The organism is Rickettsia sp. TH2014 (genome assembly GCF_019249195.1).
GTDB lineage: Bacteria > Pseudomonadota > Alphaproteobacteria > Rickettsiales > Rickettsiaceae > Rickettsia > Rickettsia felis.
Genome location: NZ_MXAX01000293.1, coordinates 1 through 12,027 on the forward strand (window position 1 = coordinate 1; position 12,027 = coordinate 12,027).

Below are 12,027 nucleotides of genomic sequence, written 5' to 3' on the forward strand. Positions count from 1 at the left end.
ATAATTTTTATAATGTCTGTAAGATTAAATCTTGACTTCTACAACTGCTGCCGCTCCTCGCCTTGTGGATTCCTTGCTCTTTTTGAAGTTGTGTCGCAGTATACTACTGTTCATTTTACTTTGAAGTATAATGGTGATGTTGTTTTTAGTTAAGGCGTTGTTGCGTGGATCGGCAAACCTACTCAGTGTCATACCGCGACTTGTTCGCACAACTGTCCGAAGTTAAAATGAACAAAAGCCATTTAATAGCTAAAAATGGTATTTTTAACGTAAAACATTAAAAATACTACCAGCAATAGTTGTAAAAACAATTGCTTATTCTACTTATTTTTCAGCTTCGGACAGTTGTGCGGCTTGTTTGCGGTATCCAGAAAAATAATAAAAAAATTCTGTAAACTAGAATTTTTTTCTTCCTTGCTTCGTCGAACTACTTCGTAATTTTCCTCGCAATAACGTTAATTTATTAACTACTCTGCTTTTAATTAGCAATACCTCCCAAAGAGCTTCTAGAAAAGTATTGCAACACTAATTTTTCTCTCTATAATAACTGTATGTTGAATTTATGAATATGCAAATATTAACTTTCCAGTCTTTCTTTACTACTACAACCGGTTCAAGCCGGTAACAATATTTCTATATCTTTCTTTTAATTATATCCACCCTTTTAAATTAACTAATTATTATTAGGTAAGTTTTATGTTTAGTAAAATACCACTTATTTTAATGGCTATTATCATAGCTATCATATTGTTAAACCCACTAATGAGTCTAGAAGTAAAAAGGTTATTATATTCAATAAGTCAATCTATAAAATCTACAATTAGATTATTTCTTCCTTTAATTATTTTTGGCTTACTTTTTAAATCTGTTGTAATGCTAGCCAAAGATGCAACACGTATAGTTTTCTTAATATTATTACTAGTGCGTGGGTCTAATTTTGTTCTACTTTCATAAGTCATTATGTAGGTATATACATATACCAATTCGATTTATCAATGATTTCTCCTATAGAAAATGATAGTTTAAAGCCTTTATGGTTACTTAATTTTCCTAATATTATTTCTAATGATAAAATCGTATTTAGTAGTATTATCTTAGGCTTTATATCCTCAAAATTTTGTGCTGAGATTGCAATTGGAGTGGCTTTCAAGATGGAAGCATTTGTTGCAAAAATATTGTGATTGTTTATCTATATAATTCCCTTATTTATAATGGGCTTTATCGTAAAATTACAGTTTGATGAAGTATCAGGTATAATTATTAAAGATTATATGTTCATTTTTGTGACAATCGCATTTGCTTAGTTTGGTTATATCTTTCTTGCTTATTTTATTCTAAGTAACTGTCGAGTTAAGGAATTCATAGCTAGCCTCAGTAATATGATGCCAGCATCTATAAGTGGATTTAGTGCTATGTCTAGTGTTATAAGTATGCCACTTAGTATAATAGGAGCGGAAAATAATACAAATAATAAAGCACTCGCTCGTACTGTTGTACCAATAACGGTAAATATTCATCTTGTTTGCGATTGTTTCGCTATACCGATTTTAGCTTATGCTATACTAAAAAGTTATGGATTAGCTGAACCTACTTTATTTAATTATCTTATTTTTGCTTTTTATTTTGTATTGGCAAAATTTTCAGTAGCCGCTATACTAGGTGGAGGAATTATTGTAATGCTTCCTATACTTGAACAATATCTAGGTTTTAATACTAATATGATGTCTCTGATTACAGCTCTTTATATCTTGTCTGATCCTGTAATCACTTGTGCTAATGTTTGAGGAAATGGTGCTTTTGTTAAACTGCTAGATAATATATATAGTGTAACTCAGAAAGCTTAGATTAGGTTTCTCAAAATATTCTAAGTTCTTGCGTGTGGAAAATTAAATTATTTGTATTTTTAGATATTTTTAAGCGGAAATTAATAAGAACGCAAGAACCTAATATCTCTTTTTCTTTTGAAGTAATTGTTGCATTATCTATATTTGATGAAATACATATTTGTATCCCTAGAATTGTTATTTTTTGTGAAGAATTAGTTAATTTTTGAACTGGAGCTCAAATATTAATTAGATAATTGATTTAAAAGAGAAAAAGCATATAATCTTTGTGTAGGAAATTATATATTGAGCAATAAATTATGATGTGGTTATTAATTGCGATTGGTTTAACCGTTTCGGTTCTTATTATAGGGGTAGTGTCGATGGCTATCGGTGGAAAGTGTGATAAGAAATTTAGTTCAAAGTTAATGACTTTAAGAGTTTTTTTTCAGGCAGTTGCTATATTTTTATTGATTATAATATATTTTTATAAAGTTAATTTATAAATTATAAATGCCTGAAAATAACTACTTAATTTATTTCTCCCATCTCTTCACGTATTTCTTCCCATTTGTCTAGAATTTCTTCTAATGTAACTTCTTCGACTTTTTTTTCTTCATCTTCAAAGTCCTTTAAATCTCTAATCAGTTTCTCTAGCTTTAATAATGAAATTTTTTTTTCATTATAGTGATCGCTACAATGTTCTTCGAGTTGTTCGGCAATTTCTTCAATATCACCCCAATGCATTGATATTCCTCCTTAATTTTATGCAAGCCTTATTTATTAACATGTTATCTGATATTTGCTATTATTTTCACTAAATATTATTAATTCGACAAATTATTGCAAATAGGTGAGATTATTATGCAACTATTGCCGGAATTAGGCAGGTTTGCTTTCTTTACATTTTGGTGGCTTTATGGTATATTAAAATAAAATATTAAGATTTAATTATGTCAATATTACCGATAGTAACGGCACCTGATGAAAGATTAAAGCAGAAATCTCAGCCGGTTTTAGAGTTTACAGATCAAACACGAAAATTTATGGATGATATGGTTAAAACTATGTACCATGAGGACGGGGGAGGGCTTGCTGCCGTGCAGGTGGGAGTATTAAAACGTATTATGGTAATTGATATAAAGGATCATGATCCGATAGAAAGACCAAAGGATTTTTATCCGCTTTTTATAGTGAATCCTGAAATAATAGAAAAATCAGAAGAGCTAATTACGGCTAATGAAGGTTGTATCTCAGTACCGGAGCAACGTATTGAGGTGGCAAGACCGGAATCTATAAAGATTCGGTATTTAGACTATCATGGTAAATCACAAGAGCTTAAAGCAAATGATTGGCTTGCAAGAGTTATACAGCATGAGTATGATCATTTAGAAGGTAAGCTTATGATTGATTATTTAAGTAATTTAAAACGCGATGTAGTACTTCGTAAGCTCAAGAAACTTAAAAATAATATAGTGTGAAAGTAATCTTTATGGGAACGCCTGAATTTGCAGTTCCCGCCCTTAAAAAACTTATAACTCATCACGAAGTTAAAGCTGTTTTTACACAGCAACCTAAAGCTAAGGGTAGAGGACTTAACTTAGCTAAATCTCCAATACACCAATTAGCATTTGAGCATCAAATTCCTGTTTATACTCCTTCTACACTTCGTAATGATGAAACAATAAATCTAATTAATAAGATTAATGCGGATATTATAGTTGTTATTGCATATGGTTTTATTGTGCCGAAAGCTATATTAGAGGCTAAAAAATACGGCTGTCTTAATATCCATCCATCCGATTTGCCTCGTCACAGAGGAGCGGCTCCTCTGCAGCGTACTATTATAGAGGGTGATCGGAAAAGTGGTGTATGTATTATGCGTATGGATGCAGGGCTTGATACGGGTGATATATTGATGAAAGAAGATTTTGATTTAGAAGAAAGGACAACATTGGAGGAATTGCATAATAAATGTGCTAATTTAGGAGCTGAATTACTAATAAAAACACTTGCAAATATTGATAATATAGTACCGATAAAACAGTCAAGTGATGGCGTTACGTATGCTCATAAATTAACTAAAGAAGAAGGAAAAATTAATTGGCATGAATCCGCATATAAAATAGATTGTAAAATAAGAGGGATGAATCCCTGGCCCGGAGCATATTTTAGTTATAATGATAAAATAATTAAAATCCTTGAAGCAGAATATTTAAATGCGGAGCATCACTTTACTTCCGGCACCGTTATTAGTGATAAGCTGGAAATAGCTTGTGGAAGCGGTATATTACGAGTGAAAAAACTTCAGCAAGAGAGTAAAAAAGCTTTGAATATAGAAGAATTTTTACGTGGTACAAATATTTTAAAAGATACAATATTAAAATAATTAGGGACCACAAATCTAAACAAAAAGCCAACAAAGCCTACTTTAAAAAGAGGTTAAAATAACTTTAAGCCCTCTCATGAGAAATAAAATTAAAATTATTTGAAATTAGTGTTTGACAAGCTTTAAAAATGTAGATATAAAATCATCACGCAAGGTTTGAAACTTAAAACTTTGTAGCTGTTTGAAAAGTTGATAAAGCTAAAAAACTAAATACACCGCGATAATAAAAATTTATATCGTGAGTTGATACTGAAAATAATTGCGAAATTAATTCTGTATGCATCGTGTAATCTCAAGTTAAAAGCGTTAAGTAAATATAATAAGAGCATTTGGTGGATGCCTTGGCACTAGAAGGCGATGAAGGACGTAATACGCTGCGATAAGCTTCGGGGAGTTGCGAATAAACTTTGATCCGAAGATTTCCGAATGGGGAAACCTACCTAATTTATTAGGTATTGTATAGTGAATATATAGCTATATGAGGCAAACCCAGCGAACTGAAATATCTAAGTAGCTGGAGGAAAGGACATCAACCGAGACTCCGTTAGTAGTGACGAGCGAACGCGGACCAGGCCAGTGACTTCAAAAAAATAACTAAAACAACATGGAAAGGTTGACCATAGAAGGTGATAGTCCCGTATAGGTAAAAAGTTTGAAGTCCTTGAGTAAGGCGGGACACGTGAAATCCTGTTTGAACATAGGGGGACCACCCTCTAAGCCTAAGTACTCTCTAGTGACCGATAGTGAACAAGTACCGTGAGGGAAAGGTGAAAAGTACCCCGACAAGGGGAGTGAAATAGTACCTGAAACCAAATGCTTACAAGCAGTCGGAGCAAGCGTATTTATATGTCTTGTGACGGCGTACCTTTTGTATAATGGGTCAGCGACTTAGTTTATCTAGCAAGCTTAAGCCGTTAGGTGTAGGCGTAGCGAAAGCAAGTCTGAATAGGGCGTTTAGTTAGATGAATTAGACCCGAAACCGGGTGATCTAGCCATGGCCAGGTTGAAAGCGGAGTAAAATCCGCTGAAGGACCGAACCCACTACTGTTGAAAAAGTAGGGGATGAGCTGTGGTTAGGGGTGAAAGGCCAATCAAACTCGGATATAGCTGGTTCTCCGCGAAATCTATTTAGGTAGAGCGTTATAGCGATTACCGTCGAAGGTAGAGCACTGAATGAGCTAGGGGGTCCCACAGACTTACCAAACTCAATCAAACTCCGAATGTCGACGAGTACAGCATAGCAGACAGACTATGGGTGCTAAGGTCCATAGTCGAGAGGGAAAAAGCCCAGACCGCCATCTAAGGTCCCTAAATCATGACTAAGTGTTAAAGGATGTGAGAAGACCAAAACAACTAGGATGTTGGCTTAGAAGCAGCCATCATTTAAAGAAAGCGTAATAGCTCACTAGTCTAAATAAGTTTTCTTGCGCCAACAATGTAACGGGGCTCAAGTCATGTACCGAAGATGCGGATTTGCACTAAGTGCAAGTTGGTAGCGGAGCGTTCCGTAAGCCTGTGAAGGTAAACCGTAAGGCTTGCTGGAGGTATCGGAAGTGAGAATGCTGACATAAGTAGCGATAAAGAATGTGAGAAACATTCTCGCCGAAAGTCCAAGGGTTCTTGCGTAAAGTTAATCTGCGCAAGGTTAGTCGGCCCCTAAGATGAGGCTGAAAGGCGTAATCGATGGGAATCAGGTTAATATTCCTGAACCTGAAGGATGTGACGAAAATAGTAAATTGTACAGTCTTATTGGATTGATTGTGCAGTGAATATTTTCCAGGAAACAACACCTTCATTATAGACCGTACCCGAAACCGACACAGGTGGACAGGTAGAGTATACCAAGGCGCTTGAGAGAACGATGCTGAAGGAACTAGGCAAATTGCATCTGTAACTTCGGAAGAAAGATGACCTGTATATGGGCAACCATGTGCAGGTGGCACAAGCTAGGGGGTAGCGACTGTTTATTAAAAACACAGGGCTCTGCAAAGTCAATAGACGACGTATAGGGTCTGACGCCTGCCCAGTGCTGGAAGATTAAAAGGAGGGGTGCAAGCTCTGAATTGAAGTCCCAGTGAACGGCGGCCGTAACTATGACGGTCCTAAGGTAGCGAAATTCCTTGTCGGGTAAGTTCCGACCCGCACGAATGGCGTAACGATTTCCCCACTGTCTCCAGTATCGACTCAGCGAAATTGAATTCTCCGTGAAGATGCGGAGTTCCCGCGGTCAGACGGAAAGACCCCGTGAACCTTTACTATAGCTTTGCACTGGTGTTAGGAATCAGATGTGCAGGATAGGTGGGAGACTACGAAGCGAAGGCGTCAGCCTTTGTGGAGTCACCCTTGAGATACCACCCTTTTGGTTCTTGACATCTAACCGAGATCCTTGAATCAGGATCCGAGACAATGCATGGTGGGTAGTTTGACTGGGGCGGTCGCCTCCCAAAGAGTAACGGAGGCGCGCGATGGTTAGCTCAGGTTGGTCGGAAATCAACTTTTAGAGTGCAATGGCATAAGCTAGCCTGACTGCGAGTCTGACAAGACGAGCAGAGACGAAAGTCGGCCATAGTGATCCGGTGGTCCCGAGTGGAAGGGCCATCGCTCAACGAATAAAAGGTACTCCGGGGATAACAGGCTGATGATTTCCAAGCGTCCATAGCGACGAAATCGTTTGGCACCTCGATGTCGGCTCATCACATCCTGGGGCTGGAGAAGGTCCCAAGGGTTCGGCTGTTCGCCGATTAAAGTGGTACGTGAGCTGGGTTTAGAACGTCGTGAGACAGTTCGGTCCCTATCTGCCGTGGGTGTAGGAAGTTTGAGAGGATCTGCCTTTAGTACGAGAGGACCGAGGTGGACGTACCCCTGGTGGACCAGTTGTCGTGCCAACGGCACAGCTGGGTAGCTAAGTACGGAAGGGATAACCGCTGAATGCATCTAAGCAGGAAACCCACCTCAAAACTAGACTTCCCCATTAGAGCCGTGGAAGACCACCACGTTGATAGGTCAGGTGTGGAAGCACAGTAATGTGTGTAGCTAACTGATACTAATAGCTCGATTGATTTACTTTGCTGTGAGATTACATATGCATATAGTGTTAATTCTATAAAAATGTAGTGTCAACTCACAAAGTTATCAGGTTAAATTAGCTTTATCAATGAATAAGATGTTGTTGTATGACCAATGTCATACCGTGGCTTGACCACAGTATCCAGGAAACAACTTGTAATAGATATTAGTTATATATTTTTTTGGATTCCGTGAATAAATCACGAGATAATGTCTAGTGACTTCCATTAAGTTGATACTTGTGTGGAAAAGCAGAAATCTAGAAAAGGTCATGCAGCAACATTAACAGCAAACTATAATACAAATCTATCTTTTTAAAAGTTTGTATTGCTAGCTTGGTGGTTATAGCATGAGTGCAACACACGATCCCATCCCGAACTCGAACGTGAAACCTCATAGCGCTAATGGTACTATGTCATAAGGCATGGGAGAGTAAGTCGCTGCCAAGCTTGCAATGCAAATTTTTAATTATCTTCTTTTCTCTTTATGAGATATTTTATATTCATAATTCTCTTCCTCTTCTATATTAGTAATGCTTATGCATTAAAGAATTAAACATCAACTTATTTCCATAGAATCGCTAAAATCTAACATAGAAATTAAAAAGTTATTTAAAGAAAAAATACTGAACAATTTATTTTAGAGTTACCAAATGGCACAGTAATTAATAAAGGTGGAATTTTAACTCAAGAAGGTTATATTCTACAAGATACTCAAACAAGCTCAGGTGATCAACATCGTTTATTAAATAAGAAACGAGATATTAATACAGAAAATCCTTTATATTTTAATGGAAAATTAGCAGTAGTTTCATCTTCTGGTTCTGAAAATTGGTATCATTGGCTGCTACAAATTTTGCCTAGATTAATTATATTAAAAGAATCGGATCTTGAATATGACCGTATCTATATTAATAATTTAAAATATTCATGGCAAATTAAGTCATTAGAAATAGTATTAAATTATTTAAATATACCGGAAGATAAGCTTTTTGTAGTAAATAGCGATTGTATAATTCAAGCTACTAGACTAATTGTTCCATCTGTACCGTTTATTCCGGTAAAAGGTATAATTTTGCCTTTATGGTTAAAAAGAGATTTAAGAAATTTTTTTATTAAAGATAATAGTAAAGCATACGATAAAATATATATTTCTCGTAAATACACTTCTACCCGAAAAATAGTTAATGAAGAAGAATTAATAGAAAAAATTGAGAAACTTGGTTTTATGGCAATATATCTAGAGCTATCCTCCCCGTATAAACAGGCCCAGCTTTTTAATAAAGCAAAAATAATAGTTGGACCGCATGGATCAGGATTTGCTAACCTTATTTTTTCGACTCCAAAATGTAAACTAGTAGAGATTGATCATGGTACAACTCCTCCTAGAAGTTTTTATAAAAGAATGGCAAATTATATGTCATGTGATTATTATCCTTTTTACGTAGATCAGACAACAGAAGAGTATTTAGAAGACGATATAAAAACCAATATTGATGAATTTATTAAATTTCTTAGGCCTATCTGTAAATAAATTTTAATTAGTAATTAAAGAGCTTTTTTAGCGAAAATTGATAAGATTTTTGAAAGAATATATTCATATTTCAAGCTCTTAAGGAAGTTAATTCTTAAAGTCATTCTCTAGCAAATAAGATTCGCTATTCATTTCATTTAGTCTTGAAATAGTTCGTTTGAATTCTGCGGCTCGTGCTGAACCTTGATATATTTTACTCGGCTTATCTTCTAGGCTCATAAATAAAAGTATTTTATAGAAATAGGCATTATCGATAAAATTGATAAATCTAACCGCTGTATTTGTATCATCAGATGGAATGATTTGAACGTTCTTAACTATAATAACGTTGAAATTTTGACAAATATTAACATAATCGATATAGCTTAAGTTTCTTGCAAATAATTCGTTATAATCTGTGACTAATATTCTTTTATGCACTTTTTGAAACGATATTTCTCTACCTAGAACCTGTATATTTTGAGAAATAAGATTATTATCACTAATATCTGTAATAATTTTTTCAAGTTTGTTTTGGTTTTCTAAAGTTAAGGGATAAATTATCCTTGCCCCTTTAACTCCTAAAGCCTTATCAAACCTGTAATCATGGTGATTATCTAGACATTTGACATAAAAGCTATTGTTGATTACTTTTATAAAAGGTACAAAAGATTCTCGCTGTAACCCATCTTTATAAAGATTATTAGGTATTGTATTAGAGGTGATAAAAATAAAAATATTCTGCTTTATTAATTCATTAAATAATCTACCGATTATCATTGCATCGGTGATGTCTTTAATTTCAAACTCGTCTATTCCAAGTACTCTAGTTTTTTTAGCATAATCTTTGGCAATTTTAGGGATGATATCTTTTTGATTTTCTGTCTGTAATTTATGCATAGATTTATGTACTTCCTGCATAAAGTTCTGATAATGTATTATCATTTTAGGTGTGGTTAATTCTTCAAAAAAAGAATTCATCAGCACAGTTTTACCGCTGCCCACCGGACCGTATAAATAAATTCCGCTTTTTAAATTGTTTTGATTAAAGAATTTGAATAAACTGTTAGGCTTATTAAGTTCTGCTACAAGCTGTTTTAATTCTTCTAGTAAAGCAGCTTGTTTTGCATCTAATGTTAATGAAGTAGGGGATTTGCTCATCCAAAATATTTTTTATCTAATTTGTTATAGGTTTTTTCTAAAATCGGTAGGTATGTTTTAATATTTTCAAAAACTTGTTTTGCATCCTCATATTTATAAACATGAGAAGTATTATTGCGGTCATCAAGCATTCCAAGCCACATTTTTTCATCATCGATAAGACTAAACTGAAAAGCTTTACTTAGGACATCTTTTGGAGTATTACTTTCAATCTTTTCCTGTTTAAGTATTTTTTTTAAGGTTTTCCAAAATAATTCAATAACAAATTCAAATCTTTTTACAGAGGCATCTAACACATAATCATTTTTATCTACCTTAGAGCGCTCTATAACTTCATGTAAACGTTGTATAGCTTGCCCTAGTGCTAGGAAAGAGCCTTTCCAAAATATTTCTTCCATTAGTGTGAACCTTTTTTATAAAGAATTTTTTTAAAATTAATGATATTTTGTTTAAATTTATCATCATCGTTTAATGTATCGAATCGTACACAATCTATTTTTAAAAGTGTATCTGCATCATCTATTATTTCTAAAACTTGCCGCCAATCATCTTTACTTGCATTGGGGCAAAGAATGGCGATATCAATATCTGCTCTCTCATGATTATCGCCTCGCCCGCGTGAACCAAAAAGCCAAATCTCTTCGATAAAAGGTAATTTAGTAAGATTTGTTAAAAAAGAATATTCTGTGATACTATTCATATCTTCCTATACAAAACTGTTGCATCGCCATAGCTGAAAAAACGCATTTGTTCTTTTATAGCATATTTATATAATTCGTGCATCTCTTTAAATCCGGCAAAAGCACATATAAGCATAAATAAAGTAGATTTCGGAAAATGGAAATTAGTAAGCAGTATATCGGCTGTTTGGAATTTAAAGCCGGGAGTTATAAAAATATCGGTTTCAAAATCACCTGCTTTTATAATGCCGTTATTGCAAGAACTCTCAAGGGTTCTAAGCGTTGTAGTGCCGACTGCGATAATGCGTCTTCCCTCCTGCTTTGCTTTGTTGATGATTTCAGCAGTTTCAGGAGTAATAGAGCAATATTCGGTGTGCATTTTATGCTCATGAATATTTTCGGTTTTTACAGGTAAAAAAGTTCCGGCTCCTACATGTAAGGTTAAAAATGTAATTTGTACGCCTTTTGCTTCAAGCTTACCAAGTATATCCTTTGTAAAGTGCAACCCTGCCGTCGGTGTAGCAACCGAGCCTTCTATTTGACTATATATTGTTTGATAGCGTAGAGAGTCTAGCTTATCGTCATTGCGAGGCGTCCTTTTGGACGCCGTGGCAATCTCAGGATTTTGTGATGAGATTGCTTCTTCAGAACTCTGTTCTTCCTCGCAATGACGTTTAGAACGCCTAATATAAACCGGTAGCGGCATTTCACCGTATTTGTCCAAAAATTCAAATACCGAGATATTATCAAGCTCAAATTTCACCTTAATCTCACCCATCGCAAGTTTTTCGGTAATAATTACCTTATGATTATCAAAATAAAACTCATCGCCTATATTAAGTTTTCGAGCAGGCTTCGCAAAAGCCGACCAACTGTCATTCGATAATTTTTGATTCAAATTTATTGTAATATTTTTCCCTAAATGTAACTTAGCTTTAATAACTTTGCTGTTATTAAATACTAATAAATCCCCTTCTTTTAAGTAATCTATTATGTTGTAGAATTTAGTTTTAATAGGTTTTGTCCCGGCAATTAGTAAATCCGAGTGGTCACGTTCACTAGCCGGATATTGTGCGATAAGTTCGCTTGGTAAATCAAAGTCAAAATCAGATAATTTCATTGCTTAAATATTAGTAAATAAAAAAGCGATTATAACAGCATATTACAATATTTAATATAAGATTTTAGTTTATTGACTAATTATTAATAAATTAATATCTATTGACTAATTGTTTTTTCTGTATGATACAAAAACATTATTAATTGAATTAACAAAGGGGAAAATTATGAAGGAACAAGCAGAACAAATAGAAATAACCGATGATGTAATTAAGAATAAGTTTGATGAGATATTGTAGAAGTCAAGATTTAATCTTACAGACATTATAAAAATTAT

14 protein-coding genes and 2 rRNA genes are annotated in these 12,027 nt (G+C 34.4%); 9 read left to right on the forward strand and 7 right to left on the reverse strand.

Annotated elements, in window-relative coordinates:
- Positions 1-24: 24 nt before the first annotated feature.
- Both KYQ89_RS06115 and KYQ89_RS08000 read right to left on the reverse strand, forming a co-directional pair.
- Complete coding sequence (locus KYQ89_RS06115) at positions 25-192, reverse strand: hypothetical protein (protein WP_218460846.1); 168 nt, start codon at positions 190-192, stop codon at positions 25-27.
- Positions 193-800: 608 nt separating this feature from the next.
- Positions 801-959, reverse strand: a complete 159-nt coding sequence (locus KYQ89_RS08000; protein WP_256621504.1) for a hypothetical protein — start codon at positions 957-959, stop codon at positions 801-803.
- Positions 960-995: 36 nt separating this feature from the next.
- Here KYQ89_RS08000 and KYQ89_RS06125 point away from each other — a divergent pair, with 36 nt between their 5' ends.
- The 4 genes from KYQ89_RS06125 (at position 996) to KYQ89_RS06140 (ending at position 2,329) form a co-directional block, all read left to right on the forward strand.
- Complete coding sequence (locus KYQ89_RS06125; RefSeq protein ID WP_218460847.1) at positions 996-1,181, forward strand: transporter; 186 nt, start codon at positions 996-998, stop codon at positions 1,179-1,181.
- A 180-nt stretch (positions 1,182-1,361) separates the two neighbouring features.
- Positions 1,362-1,784: a cation:dicarboxylate symporter family transporter gene (locus KYQ89_RS06130; protein WP_371920421.1), complete on the forward strand. Its 423-nt coding sequence runs from the start codon at positions 1,362-1,364 to the stop codon at positions 1,782-1,784.
- Positions 1,785-1,876: 92 nt separating this feature from the next.
- Positions 1,877-2,053, forward strand: a complete 177-nt coding sequence (locus KYQ89_RS06135) for a peptide deformylase (RefSeq protein ID WP_218460848.1) — start codon at positions 1,877-1,879, stop codon at positions 2,051-2,053.
- Between the two features lie 90 nt (positions 2,054-2,143).
- Positions 2,144-2,329: a twin transmembrane helix small protein gene (locus tag KYQ89_RS06140; protein WP_218460849.1), complete on the forward strand. Its 186-nt coding sequence runs from the start codon at positions 2,144-2,146 to the stop codon at positions 2,327-2,329.
- Positions 2,330-2,354: 25 nt separating this feature from the next.
- Here KYQ89_RS06140 and iscX read toward each other — a convergent pair whose 3' ends face one another.
- Complete coding sequence (gene iscX, locus KYQ89_RS06145) at positions 2,355-2,570, reverse strand: Fe-S cluster assembly protein IscX (RefSeq protein WP_218460850.1); 216 nt, start codon at positions 2,568-2,570, stop codon at positions 2,355-2,357.
- A gap of 206 nt (positions 2,571-2,776) precedes the next feature.
- On the opposite strand from iscX, the gene def reads away from it, so the two are divergent.
- From def to KYQ89_RS06175, 5 genes are all read left to right on the forward strand, one after another.
- Positions 2,777-3,304 carry a peptide deformylase gene (gene def, locus KYQ89_RS06150; RefSeq protein WP_218460851.1) on the forward strand — a complete coding sequence of 176 codons (528 nt, stop codon included), beginning with the start codon at positions 2,777-2,779 and terminating at the stop codon, positions 3,302-3,304.
- Positions 3,301-4,212: a methionyl-tRNA formyltransferase gene (gene fmt, locus KYQ89_RS06155; RefSeq protein ID WP_218460852.1), complete on the forward strand. Its 912-nt coding sequence runs from the start codon at positions 3,301-3,303 to the stop codon at positions 4,210-4,212. The genes def and fmt overlap by 4 nt, the downstream gene beginning before the upstream one ends.
- A 308-nt stretch (positions 4,213-4,520) precedes the next feature.
- Positions 4,521-7,280: ribosomal RNA gene (locus tag KYQ89_RS06160) — 23S ribosomal RNA — on the forward strand.
- A gap of 332 nt (positions 7,281-7,612) precedes the next feature.
- Positions 7,613-7,727 (forward strand): 5S ribosomal RNA (gene rrf, locus KYQ89_RS06170).
- Between the two features lie 406 nt (positions 7,728-8,133).
- On the forward strand, positions 8,134-8,811 hold the full coding sequence (locus KYQ89_RS06175; protein ID WP_256621507.1) for a glycosyltransferase family 61 protein: 678 nt from the start codon (positions 8,134-8,136) through the stop codon (positions 8,809-8,811).
- An 87-nt stretch (positions 8,812-8,898) separates the two neighbouring features.
- Here KYQ89_RS06175 and zapE read toward each other — a convergent pair whose 3' ends face one another.
- From zapE to queA, 4 genes are read right to left on the reverse strand one after another with little or no spacing between them, the layout of a single operon-like run.
- Positions 8,899-9,951, reverse strand: coding sequence for a cell division protein ZapE (gene zapE / locus KYQ89_RS06180; RefSeq protein WP_218460853.1), 1,053 nt, complete (start codon positions 9,949-9,951; stop codon positions 8,899-8,901).
- The gene (locus tag KYQ89_RS06185; protein WP_218460854.1) at positions 9,948-10,349 is read right to left on the reverse strand and encodes an HI0074 family nucleotidyltransferase substrate-binding subunit; all 402 of its coding nucleotides are present in this window, start codon (positions 10,347-10,349) and stop codon (positions 9,948-9,950) included. Before KYQ89_RS06185 ends, zapE begins: the two co-directional genes overlap by 4 nt.
- Positions 10,349-10,651 carry a nucleotidyltransferase domain-containing protein gene (locus tag KYQ89_RS06190; protein ID WP_218460855.1) on the reverse strand — a complete coding sequence of 101 codons (303 nt, stop codon included), beginning with the start codon at positions 10,649-10,651 and terminating at the stop codon, positions 10,349-10,351. Before KYQ89_RS06190 ends, KYQ89_RS06185 begins: the two co-directional genes overlap by 1 nt.
- On the reverse strand, positions 10,648-11,751 hold the full coding sequence (queA, locus tag KYQ89_RS06195; protein ID WP_218460856.1) for a tRNA preQ1(34) S-adenosylmethionine ribosyltransferase-isomerase QueA: 1,104 nt from the start codon (positions 11,749-11,751) through the stop codon (positions 10,648-10,650). Before queA ends, KYQ89_RS06190 begins: the two co-directional genes overlap by 4 nt.
- Positions 11,752-12,027 lie beyond the last annotated feature (276 nt).

What these genes read in the sequence shown, in the direction of transcription:
- KYQ89_RS06115 (WP_218460846.1), bottom strand. Translation starts at nt 192, where the DNA reads ATGACACTGAGTAGGTTTGCCGATCCACGCAACAACGCCTTAACTAAA.
- iscX (WP_218460850.1), bottom strand. Translation starts at nt 2,570, where the DNA reads ATGCATTGGGGTGATATTGAAGAAATTGCCGAACAACTCGAAGAACAT.
- KYQ89_RS08000 (WP_256621504.1), bottom strand. Translation starts at nt 959, where the DNA reads ATGACTTATGAAAGTAGAACAAAATTAGACCCACGCACTAGTAATAAT.
- queA (WP_218460856.1), bottom strand. Translation starts at nt 11,751, where the DNA reads ATGAAATTATCTGATTTTGACTTTGATTTACCAAGCGAACTTATCGCA.
- KYQ89_RS06190 (WP_218460855.1), bottom strand. Translation starts at nt 10,651, where the DNA reads ATGAATAGTATCACAGAATATTCTTTTTTAACAAATCTTACTAAATTA.
- KYQ89_RS06140 (WP_218460849.1), top strand. Translation starts at nt 2,144, where the DNA reads ATGATGTGGTTATTAATTGCGATTGGTTTAACCGTTTCGGTTCTTATT.
- KYQ89_RS06125 (WP_218460847.1), top strand. Translation starts at nt 996, where the DNA reads ATGATTTCTCCTATAGAAAATGATAGTTTAAAGCCTTTATGGTTACTT.
- zapE (WP_218460853.1), bottom strand. Translation starts at nt 9,951, where the DNA reads ATGAGCAAATCCCCTACTTCATTAACATTAGATGCAAAACAAGCTGCT.
- KYQ89_RS06185 (WP_218460854.1), bottom strand. Translation starts at nt 10,349, where the DNA reads ATGGAAGAAATATTTTGGAAAGGCTCTTTCCTAGCACTAGGGCAAGCT.
- def (WP_218460851.1), top strand. Translation starts at nt 2,777, where the DNA reads ATGTCAATATTACCGATAGTAACGGCACCTGATGAAAGATTAAAGCAG.